At 56.9% G+C, this 18,486-nt stretch carries 12 protein-coding genes; 3 read left to right on the top strand and 9 right to left on the bottom strand.

What is annotated here, in order from left to right; all coding sequences use genetic code 11:
- Positions 1-249: 249 nt before the first annotated feature.
- The 3 genes from GQF00_RS05550 to GQF00_RS05540 all read right to left on the bottom strand — a co-directional run bounded on the left by GQF00_RS05550 (position 250) and on the right by GQF00_RS05540 (position 7,781).
- Positions 250-3,282: a parallel beta-helix domain-containing protein gene (locus tag GQF00_RS05550; protein ID WP_161318168.1), complete on the bottom strand. Its 3,033-nt coding sequence runs from the start codon at positions 3,280-3,282 to the stop codon at positions 250-252.
- A 33-nt stretch (positions 3,283-3,315) separates the two neighbouring features.
- Positions 3,316-5,778: a membrane dipeptidase gene (locus GQF00_RS05545; protein ID WP_202560396.1), complete on the bottom strand. Its 2,463-nt coding sequence runs from the start codon at positions 5,776-5,778 to the stop codon at positions 3,316-3,318.
- A 407-nt stretch (positions 5,779-6,185) separates the two neighbouring features.
- On the bottom strand, positions 6,186-7,781 hold the full coding sequence (locus GQF00_RS05540) for an AarF/ABC1/UbiB kinase family protein (protein ID WP_161318167.1): 1,596 nt from the start codon (positions 7,779-7,781) through the stop codon (positions 6,186-6,188).
- Between the two features lie 384 nt (positions 7,782-8,165).
- Between GQF00_RS05540 and GQF00_RS05535 the strand changes: the two genes are divergently transcribed.
- The 3 genes from GQF00_RS05535 to GQF00_RS05525 are packed head-to-tail and all read left to right on the top strand — an operon-like array spanning position 8,166 to position 10,163.
- On the top strand, positions 8,166-8,423 hold the full coding sequence (locus tag GQF00_RS05535; RefSeq protein ID WP_161318166.1) for a hypothetical protein: 258 nt from the start codon (positions 8,166-8,168) through the stop codon (positions 8,421-8,423).
- 33 nt (positions 8,424-8,456) lie between these two features.
- On the top strand, positions 8,457-9,731 hold the full coding sequence (locus tag GQF00_RS05530; RefSeq protein ID WP_161318165.1) for a hypothetical protein: 1,275 nt from the start codon (positions 8,457-8,459) through the stop codon (positions 9,729-9,731).
- A 12-nt stretch (positions 9,732-9,743) separates the two neighbouring features.
- Positions 9,744-10,163 (top strand): hypothetical protein, encoded by a 420-nt coding sequence (locus tag GQF00_RS05525; protein WP_161318164.1) that lies wholly within the window; start codon positions 9,744-9,746, stop codon positions 10,161-10,163.
- A gap of 280 nt (positions 10,164-10,443) precedes the next feature.
- Here GQF00_RS05525 and GQF00_RS05520 read toward each other — a convergent pair whose 3' ends face one another.
- The 6 genes from GQF00_RS05520 to GQF00_RS05495 form a co-directional block, all read right to left on the bottom strand.
- Positions 10,444-12,396 (bottom strand): monovalent cation:proton antiporter family protein, encoded by a 1,953-nt coding sequence (locus GQF00_RS05520; RefSeq protein WP_161318163.1) that lies wholly within the window; start codon positions 12,394-12,396, stop codon positions 10,444-10,446.
- Between the two features lie 110 nt (positions 12,397-12,506).
- Positions 12,507-13,310 carry an endo alpha-1,4 polygalactosaminidase gene (locus tag GQF00_RS05515; protein ID WP_161318162.1) on the bottom strand — a complete coding sequence of 268 codons (804 nt, stop codon included), beginning with the start codon at positions 13,308-13,310 and terminating at the stop codon, positions 12,507-12,509.
- A gap of 208 nt (positions 13,311-13,518) precedes the next feature.
- Entirely contained in the window at positions 13,519-14,460 is a 942-nt protein-coding gene (locus GQF00_RS05510) for a spore coat U domain-containing protein (RefSeq protein WP_161318161.1), read from the bottom strand.
- Positions 14,457-15,164: a molecular chaperone gene (locus GQF00_RS05505; RefSeq protein WP_161318160.1), complete on the bottom strand. Its 708-nt coding sequence runs from the start codon at positions 15,162-15,164 to the stop codon at positions 14,457-14,459. Before GQF00_RS05505 ends, GQF00_RS05510 begins: the two co-directional genes overlap by 4 nt.
- A gap of 14 nt (positions 15,165-15,178) precedes the next feature.
- Positions 15,179-17,650, bottom strand: coding sequence for a fimbria/pilus outer membrane usher protein (locus GQF00_RS05500; RefSeq protein WP_161318159.1), 2,472 nt, complete (start codon positions 17,648-17,650; stop codon positions 15,179-15,181).
- A 54-nt stretch (positions 17,651-17,704) separates the two neighbouring features.
- A complete protein-coding gene (locus GQF00_RS05495; protein WP_161318158.1) occupies positions 17,705-18,220 on the bottom strand; it encodes a spore coat U domain-containing protein in 516 nt (171 codons plus the stop codon).
- Positions 18,221-18,486 lie beyond the last annotated feature (266 nt).

Genomic DNA, 18,486 nt, shown 5'->3' with positions numbered 1-18,486 from the left:
TGATTATCCACATTCCCTGCAGGTACTTGTTTGCAAGTGATCGGGATGGTGTTGTTGACTGGCGGTGCCAGGTTTGAGTCAGGGATCCGGTTTGGGGCTTGGACGCGCGAAATCGTCACTTCCTTTTTCCGCCGCTATCGGATCGCTCAGGCAGTCCGACTTGATAAGACCTGGCTCGGAAAAAAAACCTCCCCGCAAGCGAGGAGGGTGCCTCCCGCAAGCGGGAGGCGGGGGGGGGGGTAACAGTGATCAGTTGCCGCAGGCGTCAGCGTTGGTGTAACTGCTGCTCACCACGGTGTTGATCCATTGATCCAGCAGGGCACTGGCTTCGGCGTGGGCCACGCTGCGGGCGATGGGGGGCATCATCCGCTGCGGATCGTTTTCGGCTGCCACACGGCAGGAAACGATGGAGCTGTCTGCACTGCCCGGCACCAGTACATGCTGGCGACCGCAGGAGCCGCCACCGGTGGCGGTGGGTTTCTTGCACACCCCATAGCTGGCATCCACATCACGGAAGTGATCCAGATAATAGCCGGTGTTGGAGGCGGCGCCCTTGTCGTTGTGACAGTGCTGGCAGTTCACTTCCAGATAGGCGCGAACCCGGCTTTCCACATCGGCGTCTGAGTTGGCGGTTTCCCCGCTGTCTCCCGGCACGTTCCAGTGCGGCAGGCGTTCAATGTTGGTGGCGATGCCGTTGTTGAGTGTCAACTCTGGTGTGCCAGAGAGAATGCCCACATCGCTCCAGTACTGTAGCTGGTTGATGGCCGGGAAACCGGCCTGACCGGTGTTGCCCATGAAAGCGGACTCTGCCTTGTAAGGACGGTTCAGGTTGCGCGGCTTGGGCCCGATGGGGGCACTGCCGGCGGGCTGATCATCGTTGCCGTGGCAGGTGATGCACTGGTTGGCGTTGGGCACTGAGTAGCTGTCGGTGCTGCCGGTGAGCAGGGCGCCGGAATCCGCATCGCGATAATGCCATTCAACCGATGCCGTGCCGCCGCCCATGGCCAGACGCGCCACCGGTTCACCGTTTTCTTCTTCCCAGATATAGGGCAAACCTTCCCAGAACGGTTTGCCACTGCCGCTGATACGCTTGATCAACAGACGGGTTTCCACCAGTTTTTCGGTGCCCTCGCTTTCGTTGGTGAAGGCGAAGGTCTTGGCGATTACGGTACCGGTGGGGAAATGGATGCCGCCGTTCACGTTGTTACCGTCCTGGCCGTCCCGATACACCGCCTTGGTACCCGGCGGCACGAAGACAACCCGGTACTTGGTGGCATAGTCGGAGAACAGTTTGCTGTTCAGCACGTAAGGTACACCGCCTTCGTTGGGCAGGCTGCGCGGGTCGTTGTCAGTGGCGAACAGGTTGTACTGGTCCAGGCGGGGGCAGTTTACAACCAGGGCTTCACGATTGATTTCGCCGCTGGCCACGGTGGCGTTACACAGCTGATCCACCACTTCCGGATCCGGGGCCGGGTCGAAATCGCCGCTGCGCTCGAAGGGCGGAATCTCCACCCGGGGCAGGGATGCCAGTACGGAGCCGAAACGGGTCTGGCAATCATGATCGGAAATGTTGGTGTCCGAGGGCATGTTCAGCAGGCCTTCCAGGGCATCCAGCAACCCTTGCGGGGAGAGAATGGAGGTGTCCTGCTCTGCCAGGGCCAGCACCAGTTCCAGGCCATCGGTGCCATGGAAATTCAGGTAGGGTTCGCTGTCATCAGACAGCTCATTGTCATGGAAACAGGAGCCCCAGGTGGGCTGAATACGCGCGCCTTCATCATTGAATTTGTAGGCGTTGTAATGGCAGCTGGGGTTGGGGTGTTCGTTGGTATGCAGTGGTTTCCCGTTGCTGTCCATGGGCACCGGATTGCCCGCGCTGTCCTTCGGGTAGGGGCATTCGCTGTCAAGATCATCCAACAGGCCATCCCAGACAATGTGGGCACCTTTGCCCAGGTTAAGAATGTTGTCCAGGCTGCCCAGTAGCTGAGTGGGATCGTTAAGGATGGGCAGGTTCTTCAGGCCGATGAGGGTCGGGAGGATACTTTCCACTTCGCCGTTGGCCACTTTTTCCAGGTCTGGTGGGGGCAGGTCGTAGCCGGAGTTTTTCATCACGTTGTTATGGATGTGCAGACCTTCGGTATAGGGATCGAGTTTTCTGTCTGCGGTCTTGCCCTTGCCATCAATCAGCTCGTAGCTGGTGTAAATGACAGCGGCGGTGCTGTGATCCTCGAAGGTGTTGTTGACCACTTCGATGTTGTCATAACCCAAGGTAATGAAACCGGTGCCTCGCGGTACCGCTGACACCAGACCGCTGTGGGCAAAGTTGTAGGTGTTATTGTTGCGGGCCAGATTGTTGATCATCACCGAGGTGTCGCCGTACTGGGTGATGTTTTCCAGATCGTAGATCAGGAAGCCGCCGGTATTACACTCGGCTACGTTATTGTCGTATTCGCCGCCTTGCACATTTTCGATCTCGAAACCCATCACGTTATAGATCGCGCGGCTGTCGCGAATGATAGCGGTGTTGGTCTGGCCTACATAGATACCCGCATCGGACGCGCCAACGGATTCACTGCCTTCCACCAGAATGTTTTCCGATTCCACCGGATAGATCCCGTACCGGCCGCTGGCGGAGCTGGGCACATAATCCGGGGCTGGATCGCCTTCGTTGAACGGTGGTTTGGTGCAGGCCACATTGAGGCGCTCGCCATAGTTGTCTTCGGTGATCTGGCCGCCACCGCCGGACCAGATGGCGCGAACATTTCGCAGCGTGCCCCACTTGACCCCCTTGAGCTTGAAGGCGTCGCCGGGGGAATCAAGGATGGTCAGATCCTCCACAGTGATACCGCTGATATTCAGGGCTTCCAGGCCGGTCACGTTGACGCTGTCCTTGAAAGACAGCACGGTCTCGTCCTTGCCACAGCCCTTGATCAGCACATCTTCGGTGGCCTGAATCAACAGGCCCTGATCCAGATCGAAATAGCCACATTCAAACTCCAGCATATCCCCCGGGCGGAGTTGAATCATGGCATCGACCATGTCCTGGGTGGCATTTGCCCCCGGACTGATCAGAAAGGTACGGCCATCACCGGTCAACGGCGGCGTGTCAGTGTCAGTCTCGGTGCCGCTATCGCCACTGTTGTCACTAACGTCGCCGGCATTGGAGGTAGGCGTGTTGTTGGGGGCGGTGCTATTACTGCTGCCTTCGTCTCCGCCACAGCCGGTAAGGCTGAGAGTCCCGGCCAGCAGGGCCAGCGCCAGTGGTCTGGCAAGTTCAATACTCATGTCATTCCCCTTGAAAATATTATTCTTTGAGCCTTACTGAGTGGCCCCTTCCAGTCGTTCCCACATCCGTATGTAGGCTTCCGCCGAGGTGAATAGCTGGTTGATGGCATCGTTCACCTGTTCCTCCGGGCGGTCGCTGTTGGCGATCATGTCGGCTATCTGGTCCGGGTAGAGACCGTAGTGGGCAACTCCGCGGCCTTCGTAGAGGCTGAAGGCGTGATCGCCCGTGACTTGCTTGTCGAACACCACACGGCCATCCACAGAGGTAAACGGGTACAGCGCGGCTTCCTGATCGGGGGTGCCCGGGTTGCCGGCGAGCGCGGCGATGCCGTTCACATCGGAGGCAAAGGGCGCGCCGCCAAATGGGCCGACCTTGAATTCATCCGCGCGTGGGCGGTTACCGTCACGGGTCAACTGATCGACCCAGTTGCCACGGACACTGCCGAAGGACGCGGTGATGCCACCTTGTGCCGCCACCTGATCACGAAGTGCTTCGGTGCCGCCCCAGCCGCCGTGACTGTTGATAATCGGGTAATTGCGGTTGCCGGTAATCTCCAGAATCTGGCTGGCGGCCTTGCGACTGATGTGATCGGTTTCGATCATCATGCCGCGTTTGGTGAGTTCCTCGATGAGGAAGAAACCCAGGTCGGTGAGGCCGCGGGTGTTGCACAGGTGGTCAGTGCCACGGCGTGGATCGTACTCGGCCAGCTCTTCCGGGGTAGCCGGAAAACGCTCGCCCACGTAGTCGATCTGGAACAGCAGCTGGTCGAAGATACCGAAGGGTTGCAGGCTGTCAGCAAGGGGATTGCTGGTGTCGCCATGTTCGTGCTCGGGGCATTCTTCAAACTCGATGGTGTGCCCGGTTTCCAGCAGATTGCCGCCGTAGAGCACGGCACCGATGCCAATGCCATCGGAAAGGTCCGGCAGGTGGCCGCCAAAGGCGTTATCAAATTTATGTACCGGGAACAGGCTGCGCACATCCATGGCGTAGAGGCGGTCAAGGCGTTCCACGATTTCCTCGCGGGAGCATTCGGCCACGTCAAGGAACTCTCCACAATTGAGCGCCTTGGACGCTTCTACCCCCAGAATTACCGCCATCTTGCCGTCTTCGATCACGGCGCGGGCCTGGGTGGGATCGGTGACGATGCGGAACCACCCCTCACCGGGGCCACCGCTTTGGGCATCAATGTAATCCTGCATGCGGTGCATTTGCTCCGCCTGCATTTCGATGGCCGCCATGGTGTCGCAGTCGTTCTGCTTTTGCGGATTGATCTGGCAGAGAATCTCGTTATGCACCAGATGGTTGACGAGAATTTTCAGGCCGGACAGATGTGCTCGTTCGATCCATTTGAAGTAACTCTGGTGATGCTGAAGGGAGTTGTTGCGGGGCCAGAAGGGGAAGTCCGGCCAGCCGCGTGTGGCATGGGGGCCGGGTGTGCTGGTGACCTGTTCGACCACTCCGGTAAGCCCTTCCGGACCATGGTTTTCTGCACAATCATGGAGAGCGTGATCAACGCCAAACTTGTGGAAGGGGTCGCCGTAGTTAACGCGTCCACCGATAAACTCGTAGGCTGATATATGACTGTGGGCATCCACATAGCCGAACAGGTCATCATTATCGAGACCGGGCACGTTACGAAAGCGCTCCACGTCTTTCAGATAGACAGCGGGGCCTTGCTGATCCACATCGGCGCTTACCAGGGCTTCCGGGTAGCCGGCACACTGTTCTGCCGGGGCGAGATGAAAGCGGGTGTTGTCGTCTTCCAGACTGGGGGAGGAGAGGGTAAGCCCTTCGTCGCTGGCGGTGAGTAGCAGCCCGGTAACCTGAGACGCGAGTGTGAAGCGTTCCCCCTCGCTGGGATTCAGGTTCCAGACGGCCAGATCACTGGCCCTGTCCACCTTGCCCAGCGCTGGTTGCACATTAATGTCGCCAAGATTCCCGCCCAGGCCGTCCAGGCTTTCGCCCAACTCACGCAGTAGTCCTCCCAGTGGTGCGATTGGGTCAAGCACCAGGTTGAGCGTGTCGCCGAGCCCGGAGACGAGATAGCTGATTTCCCCGACAAAGTTGCCGCCCTGATCGAGGAATTCTCCGGCGGGGTCACTGATGCCCAGTAGTTCGATGCTGCCTGTTGCACCGGGATCACGCTGGTAGTCGGAGACCAGAAGATAGCGGCCCAGAGCGGTGGGCTTCATATAGAAGGGGGTAGCGTCGGTGGCACTGTCGGTTAGCTGGTAGTTGTCCGGCCCGGCTTGCAGGAACTGGCCTTCACTGGAAAGGGTGTAGCAGCCGTTGGCAAAGCTGTAGCGGTCCCTGGGTTGGGCTTCCTCGGGAGGCTGGTTGGGGGCAGGAGGTGGCTCAGCCGGGGGTTGTTGGGTGTTGGCCGTGGCTCTGTTCTCGGGGGGGGGCGATGCGCTGCTGCTCTCTCCCCCGCAGGCAGACAAGAAAGTGGCAGCGGCGGTGACCGCCACCAGTGGCAGTGTCCGTTTCATCGACATGACTGACCCCTTGGTGATGCATTGTGATGGTGTGCCGGTAGCCGGATGTAATTGTTGTGGGCTATGGCTGATTGTTATTGGTACGTTTGTACCTTTTTTGTGAGGGAGGGTGCTGTTGAAGAATTGTCAGGGTTGATGAGGCTTTCTTTGCTGGTTTGTAGCCGTGAGAGGGCTGCAGAGAGTTAAAAGTCCAGCGTTGAAAAGGGGGAGAGCACCCTGATAATGGGCGAAGTTCCTGCGCCTGTGGGTGCCTGTGGGCTTACGATTCGGGCGACTGAGAGGGAAGTACTCCGTCGCGGGATACGAGTTTCAAGTCGCGCAAATCAACACCTTACGGGTTTCACTCTGCCGGCTTTGCTTTTCGAACCTTGACTCTCGTTTCCCGAAACGGGTACCTGCGCAGGGTCTTACGCGGCTATCTGCTGTTGATGACCGTCGATGGGTTTTGTCAGGTAACCCAGCATCAGGCCGGCGATATCGATATCTGGCTGGTAGTGCAGAAACAGACCGCCCAGGGTACCGAACACCCTTGCCAGCATGATGAAGTCGTCCGGCATGCTTTCCACCGGATCGTGTTCCAGCTGACCGAGCAGATCGGCCAGCTGCTGCATGACCGTTTCAGAGGAGGGCCAGCCTTCCTGTTGTTGTGGGTTGATTATGGCTTCGCGTATCTGGTCCAGGATCGCGGAGACGAAGGCTAGCAGGGTATCTGGCTGGCCACTGCGGGTGCGGAAGCCTAACTGGTTCAGGGTTTGTGCAATCACCGCCGGTTCGTTCACCACGCAGGCCTGCAAGACCCGGAAGTAACCATGACGCGCTTCCCGGCTTATCGCCTGGCTGCAACCGAAATCCAGGAGTACCAGTTCGCCCTGGTCAGACACCATGATGTTGCCAGGATGCGGATCCGCGTGGAAATGGCCACCATGCAGAACCTGGCTGAACCAGGCATCCAACAGTCGATGCAGCACAAGATTCAGTGCGACAGGGTTATTCTGGACCAGTTCGTCCAGTACCACTGTCAGCTTGCGGCCATGCACGAAGGCGGTGGTCAGCACATGCCGGGTGCTCAATGCGGGCACCAGTGCCGGGGTGGTCACACCTTCAACTGCGGTTAACTGGTTGCCGATGCTGTGAAGAATGCGGGCCTCCCGCTCGTAATCCAGTTCCTCCCGCACGGTACGCTGGATCTCGCGCACGATGGTATCAGTGTCCATGGGGGGCAGGGCGCTTTTCACTGAATCCACAAACACCTTGAGAATGGCCATATCCAGTTCTACCAGTTCATCAAGACCTGGACGCTGAACTTTTACCGCCACCTCGGTGCCGTCAGCAAGACTGGCACGGTGTACCTGGCCAATGCTGGCCGCGGCCAGAGGCTCGGGGTTGAACTCGGCAAACAGTTGTTCCAGCGGCTGGCCGAAATCGGATTCGATAACGCTGCGCACATCGTCAAAGGGAATCGGGCTAACCTGATCCTGGAGTATGGCCAGTGCATCCACCCACGGCTGCGGTAACAGATCTGGACGACTGGACAGCAGCTGGCCGATTTTCAGGAAGGCTCCACCCTGTTTCTGGGACGTTTCCAGGAAACGCTGGGCATTACGGTCATGCAGGGCCAGCAGCGACTTTTCACGCATGCTGGCAGGCAGGAACGCAGAGCGAGTATTCCACAGGCGGTAGCTGGTGAGGATCTTGGTCAGCATCCACCCGGTCACGCTCAGGCGTTTTAGGCGGGCTGGCCAGCGGCGTGCTTCGTCGGCCAGCTGCTGCATTTCCTCGTTGACCGCATTGGCGCCACGGCCGATGGCCTGACAGGCACGAAACGCCTGATCCGCCAGATCCCGGCCCTGCCAAGCGGCGGATTCGATGGCCTTGATGCAGCCGTTGATCACGGCCAGCCAGGCCTTCAGGCCACTGTCCTGCTGGCGCTTATCCGCAAAGTCGGTCAGCGAAGTCCAGTTTTCCCGGGTATCAGGAGTGTGTTCTGCTATTTTGTCTGCCATATACACCAATCCTGTGAGTGAATGGGTGTACACAAAATAGCCCGACTAAGGATTGCGCGCAATATAAAAATGTACACATGTACACTTTTGGGTAAGTGTTAAGGAGTGTCGGTGTGTGCGATTTCATATGCCCTGCCGGGCTGTAGGTGCACTACCTTGTGTTGAACTGTGAACAACTGACTGTTTCTGGGGCGCCATTTTCTGCGGGCCGTTCCGGTATTAAAAGGTCAGATTTGCAGACATCCGGACATTGACGACCGGGATGGCCAACCGCAGTCTTGCTGAATACATGATGTATAGAGTGCCTGTGCCCGAACGCATCCTTCATCACTTTGCGTTATCGCCATTTTCCGCGAAAATCCGTGCCATGCTGGCTACACCGGCTTGTCGTGGTGCCAGCTGATTACCGATGAAAATGCCTCCAGGACCCATGTTGGCGATGTGTTCTGCGATACCCGGACGATTACCGGTGAAATGGGACGGAAGCCGGGTAAGTCGGAGCTGGCTCTGGAGGGTGTCAGTGAGGAGGTGCAGACGTTTGTTCGGGGAACAGATCTGATTGTCTTTATGGCTTGTATCATGTCCTCCAAATGGCTGCGGGTGAACATCAAGCTGGTCCTGACGACAGATACAATCAAATAACTAGAAAAAATAACCGTTAAAATTGAGGGAACAATGCGATTAAGTCACACGTTGCTTTGGGGAATCGCCCTGTCAGCATCGGGCATTTTGCATGCTGAAGATGCGGTGTCGATGGAAGAACTGGAACAGAGGCTTTCCAGGCTGGAACAGGGGGGAAGCAGTGCCTCCGCCACTGACTGGACAGACAAGGTGTCGATCAAGGGCTTCATCACCTATGGCCTGACGCGTCACGATGTGCATCAGAATCAGGCCAATGCCAATGGCTTCAATATGGCAGCAGGACAGCCGTTTAATTACCAGGACCGTGTCACCGATGAGGTGTCGCACCGTGAACTGTCCCGCGCCGGCATTCAGTTCAACGCCGAGATCAACGACAAAGCCAGTGCGGTGGTTCAACTCCTGGCTCGTGGTCGTGATAACTACGATGCTGAGGTTCAGTGGGCCTATATCGACTACGAGCTGGTTGACGGCATCAACTGGAGAGGGGGGCGGCTGATGCTGCCCAACTCCATGCATTCCCAATATGTGAATGTGGGCTATGCCTACCACTGGGCTGCACTGCCCAGCGAGGTGTATGGGATTGTTCCGTTCGACACCATGGATGGCATGGACCTTACCTGGCGCTTCAATACCGGTACATTGACTCACGAACTGAGCGCCTTTTATGGCAGCCTGGATGTGCCTGCTGAAACGCTGGGTGCAACCGTGGTCTATCAGGGGAGAGATTATTCCGGTATCAATCTGCGTTCCCGCTGGGGTGATCTGTCCACCTGGTTGAGTTACAGCCACGCCAAATTGTCGGCGGATCTTTCCGCCCTGGGGCTTGCTGCGGCATCCATTGATGATGCGAATATCATGGGTAACAGCGTTGGACTGCAGTACGACAACGGAACGTTCTTTCTGATGGCTGAACGGACCGAGCTGGATCCCCATGCCTGGTTCCCCTATCGTTGGGGCGGTTATGTGAGTACCGGTTACCGCATTGGCAAGTGGACGCCACACGTGACCTGGGCTGCCACTAATTCCAGTGACATTTCCGGTGTGCTTAACGATACAAACCTGTTCAATGATGCTCTGGCGCAGGCCAATATGGTGCGCGCCAAAAGCTGGACCTTGGGGGTTCGTCACGAGCTGGCTCGCGGGCTGGATATCAAGTTCGAAGCCCAGCAGTTCTATGACATGAGTAGCGAGAAATTCAATCGGACCGACAGCAACGTGAACGGCATGTTCTCGTCCAGCACCATGGCGGGTGAGATTGAGCAGGATAACCCAACCGTGTATCGCATTGCTGTCGATGCCGTTTTTTAACAGGAGGCCATGATGAAATTATTCAAACAGTGGGTGGCCGTCCTGATTTTTCTCCTGCCTTTGCAGGTGATGGCTGAGGTAGTTGTGGTTGTGGGCAAAGACTCTCCGATCAGTAGTCTGAGCGAAAGTCAGTTGCGCCAGCTGTATCTCGAAGGTTCAGGGCGAATTGCAGGTATTGGCGTAAAAGCGCTGGACCTTCCTGAAGAGGATCGGACTCGCAAGGCGTTTTATCAGGGAGCGGTGGGCAAGACCCCTGCGCAGATGAAGAGTTACTGGGCGCGGATGATCTTCACCGGTCGCGGTGCGCCGCCGCGAATGGTATCCGGAAACCGGGCCATGCAGGTCATGCTGGAAAGCAACCCTGAATTGATCGGTTATCTGCCAGAAGATCAGGTGACCAGTGGTCTGAAGGTGCTTTACCGAATACCTTGATGCTTTTCTGAGGTAAAAACCGTCGGTCGTTTTGCGTCCGGCGGTTTTTTATTGCTACAAGCCAGGGCTGTTGGATGGAGAAAGGCGAATAGTCCCACCGTTGCATCGCATCCCCAGGACCCCGCTTTCGGTTATGCCTGGAAGCGATTAGTGTGGTTATTGAAGGGTTCGGGTGCAATTTTGGCTTTCGAGTAACGAAATATCCCCCTGGCGTTTGGGGTGCCCATGTTTGCTCGCTACACAAGCTTCGCGCCTCAAGAGGCGCTCTTGCAGAGGGGGGTTATCCGCCCAGCAATTTTGTCTCTGCAGCCTCCACGGCTTCCAGCGGGCCGTAGAGAATCAGGGTGTCGTCGGCCTGAAGGCGGGTGTCCGATGCTGGATTTTCCTCTCCCTGGCCACCGCGTTTTATCTCACGAATTTCCACATCTTTAAGGCTGCACTCCTCAATGCTCAAGCCGATGGCTCTTGCTTGCCCGCTCAGGGTGACGGCATGGAGAAGCCGGTAAGGGTTGCCTGCGCTGTCAGAAGTGGGGAAGCTGTCGCCGTGGTAGTAACCCCGCAGCATGCGATAGCGCTCGCGACGGGTCTTGCGCAGGGTGGCGAGCACGCGTTCGAAGGGCACATCGAGCATCATTAGTGCATGGGCCACCAGCATCAGGGAGGCTTCCAGGACTTCCGGAACCACCTCGGCTGCACCCGCTTCGATGAGGCCTTCCAGATGGGTTTCGTCGCGAGTGCGCACCAGCACACGGATATCCGGATTGATGTCGCGCACGGTATGGATAATCCGCTCGGCCAGCCGGGCATTATCAAAGGTCACGACAAGCAGTCGGGCCCGCTCAATACCGGCCCGCTCGAGAATGTCCTTTCGGCTGGCATCCCCGTAGAGAATTTTTTCCCCTGCCGCGCTGGCTTCCTGAAGTCTGACCAGGTCCAGATCCACAGCGATAGCCTGATGATGGAAGTTGCCCAGATACCGCATCAGGTTTTGCCCTACACGCCCATACCCGCACAGAATGACATGGCCCTGAATGTCTTTTGAGAGCGGGGCATCGTCCGGGACGGAGAGCCAGGGGCGCAACAGGCGTCGGGTTAGCCGACCACTGTTCTGGATCAGGGCAGGTGTCACGGACATGGTGAGAACGGTAATGGAGACCAGCAAACCGGCTTTGCCCGGGGTCATTACATTGTGGGAGACGGCCAGAGCCACCAGCACGAAGCCGAACTCGCCACATTGCGACAGAATGATGCCGCTGCGCAGGCCGACTTCGGTACGATCGCCGAGCAGTTTCAGCAGCATCATGATCAGCAGGCCTTTGAACAGCATGATGGAAACCGCTGCGAGGAAGATCCAGTGCCATTGACTGGCAAACAGGTTTGGGTCTACCAACATGCCGACACTGATGAAAAACAGGCCCAGCAGCAAATCGCGGAAGGGTCTCAGATCCGCCTCGATCTGATGGCGGAAGTGACTTTCGCCAAGCATCATACCCGCCAGGAACGCCCCCAGAGCCATGGACAGTCCCAGCCAGTGAGTGACCCACGCAGCCACCAGCGCCAGCAGCAGGGCCGTCATCACAAAGACTTCGTCAGAGCGGGTGCGTCCTGTCTCTTCCAGCAGTCTTGGCAGTATCCATTTGCCGGCTATAAAGATACCGACAAACAGCAACAGGGATTTTCCCAGGGTCAATGCAGTCATGCCCAGCAGGTTGTCGTTGCCTTCCTGACTGAACAGGGGAAGCAGTACGAGCATCAGCACCGCGGCCAGATCCTGAAACAGGAGGATGCCGGTGGCAGAACGACCGTAGCCTGTGTTCACTGCGCCGCGGCCGATCAGTTCGCGAATGACAATGGCGGTGGACGACAGCGACAGGGCGCAGCCAGTAATGCCAGCGGTGAGTGAGGAGAACCCGAGCAGACGCATGACGGCAAACACCGCCAGGCCAGTAAGAATTACTTGCAGCGGGCCGGCGCCAAACACAACCCGGCGCAGGGTCAGCAGGCGGGGAATGGAAAATTCCAGACCGAGGGTAAAAAGCAGGAACACAATCCCGAACTCAGCCAGATGCTGGATGCCTTCCAGGTCCGTGATCCACCCGAAACCGAATGGACCGGCCGCCAGCCCGCAGAGCAGATAGGCCAATATCGGGGGCATGCCGAGGCGGCGGAAAAGTACCACGGCCGCTACGGCGGAGCCGAGCAAGACAACGATCAGTGTTAATGCTTCATGCATGGAGCGGGCAGTCCCTGTGTTGGTACTGCCCAGTGTATCAGTTCAAAGTTATTGGGGCCGCAATTGCGGGAGGGCTATGGCCCGGGAGAGCGGGCCAGGCATGTTGTTTACTAAGGATCGCAACTGAACCGGTAGCTGTCATCCAGTGCGCGCGGAAGCGTCAGAGAGCGAAACGACTGTTGGTTCATGGTTTGGCATAACCGGGTACGAGCGACGGGATCGTTGGCGTGGAGATAGTCGATGTGGAAAACCGGTTTGCCTGCATCAATGAATGGCTGAAGCAGGTGGCACTCCTGCCATTGGTGGCAGGATTCATTGATGGCGAAATCCATGTGAGAGACCAGGTCTTCTACCTGTTCCAGATCGTTTTTCAGGGAAATTGCCAAGCCCTTGCCATGGGCCTGATCTGCCAGGAACCGGTTGTAATCCAGTTGATTCTTGTAGGTCAGAGTAAAGCCGGTGTTGTTGGTGTAGCCGTCCACGTTGTCCGGGTCTACGCCATCGCAGCCTTTCCGGGCCGCCAGTTCTATCCGGTCTGTCATGATATGGCGCACGTTCTGTGAGCGAATATCCAGCCAGCGCTCCCCGGGCCAGTCTCCCAGGGCGCGACCCTTTTCTGCGGCCCGAAAACGGGTCCTGTCTTCCCGCCAGTTTTCATAGGTGCCTGCGGAGAAGTAGCAGATAACCCGGCGGCCACTGGCCTGAATGTCATGGATCACACTCTCCGGTGTGTCAAACAGATCCAGCACATAGAGTTCCGTCGGGTAACCGGTGTTGAGGCTGCCCTGCAGCTGGATCTGCCAGCGGGTATCGATGGAGGGTTGATACCAGTCCGTTGTGGGTTGCGGCACCTCTCCATCAGAAGGATGAATCAGGGAGGATAACAGGGTGCCTAAAAGTCCCAGATTGTTCATAGCCGTATCTTGCGGTGAATAAGTGAAGTTTCCGGCTTGATACTAGGAGGATGGAAGGAGGAAAAATGTGGGCAAATCGCGAGTTTGTGTAAATGGCTTGTACGTAATGGGAATGTCAAAAAATCGCCGGAGCCGACATAAGCATCCAGGGTTTCATGCGCCATGCTTGCCGCAGGCGCAGGAGGCGAGGGGACCTTGGTGCTAAGGGTTAAAAAACAATATCCACGGTCACCGTATCTGAGTAAGAGCCCTGAACTGCGGTAGGGTCAGCGGGGATGCGACCGAACACAGTCATCATGATACTGCTGCCTGTGCCTAGACCGCTGCCGGCTTGCCGGTTGGATGTGCTATCCCATTCCTGGCTTCTTGCTGCGTCCTGAAACAGACCGTAGCTGACGAAATTACTGCCGTCACTCATTCTCCTTGAGCCGCCAGAGGGGTTCTGCCCGTTGCTCAATCCAACCGTGAACGGGCTGGCATTGGTGCAGCGCACATCAATAAAGGTTTCACTGTCAGTTTGCGCCAGGGGGGCGCTTTGGGTGCCGAAATCCAGGTCATTGGCGGTAATACGGCATTGATCAGGGATTTCTATGGTGGCATCCAGTGTGTAGCTGCCAAGCAGTGTGCTGGCGGTGTTGCAGGATTGGCCGACGTTGACGCCTCTGATCTGTGAGTTAACCATGCTGGCATTATGGACTTCGGCCAGCACCGTGCTGGGCATGGGGCCGGGGGCAATGCCAAAGGCTGTCGCCGTGCCACTATCTTGAGTCTCAAGGAAACCGAAGCTAACGGGTACAGCGATCGCGTTCAAGGTTGGCTGTATCACGGTGCTACCCGCTGGAGAAGGGTGAACATTAAAGGGAATGGAAGGACCGGGGTTGGTTGGCGTCATGTTGCGAGGGAACACCCCCCCGTTGCCGTCCGCTGCCACATTGATGCACATAGTGAAATTGAATCCAAAGAACCCTCCCTCGAACACACCCCTTGAGCAAGACCACTGGATGGACGTATTGGCGGTAACATTGCCCCCCACAAAAGGGTCTTTACTTCCAAAGTCCAGAATTGGCGAATTATCAATGCTGCATTGCAGCGCTTTCACCTGCGTTAGCGGTGATACAACAAGGATAAAGAGGAAGAGTAAGCGTTTCATCTCGGACTACCCTCTACCAGCAGGGTTAGTGGGGTGCCGTTGATTGATGCCGTAAAAAACGCAACGGAGCCCTCTGCAGGGGGCGTCTTCATAGGGATGAGTAATTCCCTGCCTGGCAACACATAGCCCACAAGCCCCTCTTTGATAACAAACTTCCTGTTCTGGTTACGGGCTTGCCAGTAGGCATCCGATAGTCGCGCGTGAGCGGTTCCTGTGTTGCGTATGCGCAGGGCTCCATCCTGGAAAAAAGCCGAAAGTGTGTGGCTCAGTTCCGGTGTGCCAACAAACAACGGCAAGGACATGCGCAGCAGAACCTTGAGGTTGGCACCTTGATCGGATTCAGTGTCCGGGACTTCGCTGATGACCAGGCGATAGCTCTTCTCAATATCGGAGGGCTGTGGGTCTTTCTGGATCACTCTGACCAGTTGCTCTCCATTGGCCGGAATGAGTGTCACCGGAGGAGTGATGATCAGGTCGTCCTGTTGCAGTAAGCGGCTTTCTCCATCGTCTCCCTGTTCCCAGGCGAAAAGCTGGATTTGATAAAACCCTTCAATGGAGGAACCGTTCTTGAGCTTGTAGGTTGCATTGTTCTGGGTGGGGGCCATTGTCATGCTCAGTGGCGACACGGTCAGCTGGCCGCACCAGGCGACGAGGGACAGCAACGTGAGCGAAGTAATCAATAGTGCCCTGACGAAATGCTTCATGATGCCTAATCCTGTTATCGTTGCGCCGACGGTGGCAAACACTGGTAAGGGCCCAGTCGGGGCAGGCTACCCGGGTTTGCGGAGAAGTCGAATACCACGGTACAAAGTTTACCGTTACTGATAATGCCAATCTCGTTTTGCCCTTCAACAATTCCCTGCAGGAATGCCTCACCATCATAGCCGACAACGGTGGCGTCCGCGTCGGGCATCAGGACGCGCGCACCGGCAGGAATGGCATTGCCTTGCGGGTCATGAATCACTATGACAGCACTGTTCTGCTGGGAAATTTCAAACCTGGCCGTGACGCCGGTCAATTCAGACGGTTTGAGTATCAGCGTTCTGGCTCCACTTTGTGCATCGATTGGCAAGTCATCAATGTCGATGGAAAGTTGGTTTTCCGTGAAGGGAATCAGATCAGGCAGCAGCAGTGTTCCCCTGTGGTTAGTCTTGCCTATCAGACGGTTGGACTGACGCACAGGTACGTTGGCATAGCCCCCGGCATCAATAATGGCAAAGCTGTTATTCATGGTGTTGGCGGCATATACGGCCTCATAGTTCGATACCACTGAACCACTCAGACTTGCGAAACTGTTGGTTTCGCCAGCCTGGCCGTAAATGCCAGCCTGGATGTCACCATAGGGCGTCCACCAGCGGCCGCGGGCCTGGCGAGTGCCATCGGCATCCGGGCTATAGGCCAGATCCCAGCCAAGGTCCCAGAAGTCACGGACATGCTGCCGCATGGTGAGCAGGGTTTCGGTGTCATCAGTTTTTTCGTTGTGGTTGATGCGTGCGCCCGCCTGGATGGGGCGGTCACTGGGTTTTTCAAATCGGTAGTTAAAGCCGGCGAGCCAGGTTCTGTCATCGGAATCTTGCAAATTCTGGTTGACGCTGAACGTGAGAGATAGCTGTTGCCAGAGGGTGCGGTTGTGACCAATCACCAGGAACTGACTGTTTTCTCCCTGAAACAGGCGGGTATCCAGATAGCTGATGTTGAAGTTGCCCTGCCTGCCAAAACTGATACTGCCATTGACCTGAGTGCTGCTTTTTACGGGTAGCCTGATATCGATGGAATTGGACAGATCGCGATAGCCGCGGGTGCGCTCGGTGTATTGGGCGCTGACACCATAACGCCGGGTACGGAATTCATGGCCGACGACCCATTGTGTTCCCTTGTCGCCTTCATTGCTGCCATGGGCGATGGCAAGGTTGGAGACCCCCACAAGGCCAGGGCTGATAACGATGCCGGCACCGGTATTGAGCAGGGTTTCACTGGCGTTCAGAGTGCCTTCGAGAGTCAGGGTATCGCTGAATCCGTAGCGGGCAACACCTGTGGCCACTGAGAAGTTGTCGTAGTTGTTTGAGCGCTGTCCGTAGAATCGCCTTGGCGCACCAAGAGTGGCCGAATAATCCCAGTAGCCCTCACGCAGCAACTTGGGGCTGACATAGAAGGGAACCGTCTGGGTGACTTGTCTGCCAAGGGTATCTGTGGTCACCACCTGAACTTCACCCAGCCCTGTGACTCTGGGTGCAGTTTCCAGTACAAATGGGCCGGGCTGTACCGATTGGTCGGCGAGCCGCAAGTCGTTAACGAACACTTCCAGTGCCGATGGCAGGGTGGCTGAACCACTGATTTGCGGCAGCGGGAAGGTGATCAGGTCAGGGCGAGAAGCAAAATTTCTTGAAAGTTGCAGCCCCGCCATCCTGATGGAGGGTGACCAGTTAAGGGCGCCACTGATGGTGTCCCCGGCCATCCAGGTCTGCATGCGCTCCGGGTCGGTATAGCGCCAGTAGCTGTCCAGGCGGATATAGCGGCCATCCTCTTGCGCATTGTCATTCCAGCGAACCACACCGCTGGTACTGGCAATGCCCCAGTCGTCAAAAGCACGTAGTTCATGACTGGCGGAAGTGGCCTGGTCACCATTATCCAGCCAGGTGCTGTAGGCATCATAATTGATCAGTATGCCCTGGCCGCGTTGTACCGGGGTCGTATCCCGGTCAAAACCTGCCTTAATGGCTTGGTGGGGCAGCCATTCCGCGGGAACAATCAGGTTGATCTGCTGGGCGTTGTTGTCGTAGCGGCCGGCAATGTCCAATTGGCTGAGAGTCTGCCACTGTTCCTTGCTGACGCTGTCGGGGAAACTGACCCCCTGACTAACCAACTCATGGGTGTCGATCGCCAGCTCTTCACCGTAAACCTGGACAGGCAGCATATGGGCGGTGGGGCGACCATTAAGAATAAGCTGCGGGTAGGCAATGTAGGCATTGCCGCCCTGACCTCTGGCCTGGGCACGTAACCGGGCAACATCGGACTGCGATAACTGATTGTCCAGACTGACAATCTGTACATCGCTGGATGCGATCTGTCGCGTTGCCGACTCTGCATGGGCTGTCGCGTGAAACGACACCGTCCCCGTGGCCACCAGGGCCACGAGGAAACGGCTGGCTGTAAAATAGCGACAGTACTTGTCGTCATCACAGTGCTTCACGGATGTCCTTTCCTGGAAGCCCCGTTGCCTGGGGGGCAACGAGGAAGGTGGTGATCAGTAAGTCAGGGTTACTGTCACGGTGTCGCTGAGGGACAGGCCTGTGGCGTTGAAGTCGTCCGCTGCATCGATGGTTGGCGTTTGTGCCGGAATGCGGCCGTAGATCGGGATGTCCTGGTTTGCACCGGTGCCGTCGAAGGCAACGTTGTCGGCGCTGGTCCAGGCAGTGGTTCTGCCAGAATCAGAGTACAGCTCATAGCTGACGTAGGAGCTGTTGCCGGATTTCATGGCGCGCTCGGTGCCGACCGGGCCGTTGCCGAAGTTGGCGCCGTCGCTCAGATTGATGGTGAAATCAGCGCCATCGGAACAGGTAACGGTCACGGTGTTGTCGGCGTCGATGCCGCCAGCAATCACGTCAGCGTCGGTCTGGTCATTAAAGTTCAGATCAGTGGTGCTATCCAGGGTGCAGGAAGATTGCAGGTTGAGCAGCACTTGAAAGCTGTCGGTCAGGGTTGCCGCAGAGCCCAGCATCGGGGCGGACACAAGCACTGCCAGCGGGATCAGTTTTTTCATCGTTGTTTCTCCGGGACAAGCCATAGGGTAATGCAATAATGTGAATTTGGTCACAGTTTCAATCTCGATTGGGAAGATACGTGCAGGTTGTTTCTGCGTAAATCTTGTTAGGTTAAGACTGTGTAAAAAGGAGATGAATGGCGTTCATTTTGGTGTGAGCGGCTATTTTTCGGGATAGACGGTGTTTGAAGGGTCAGGTGAAATCATTGCTTCATCTGTAATTTGCCGGTTCCGGGGGGAGGCGGGAAGCCAGACTGCGTTCAAAC

It is taken from the genome of Alcanivorax sp. DP30, assembly GCF_009882945.1.
GTDB lineage: Bacteria > Pseudomonadota > Gammaproteobacteria > Pseudomonadales > Alcanivoracaceae > Alcanivorax.
Note: the sequence above shows the minus strand (reverse complement) of the source record. Positions and strands in the feature narration are given on the sequence as shown.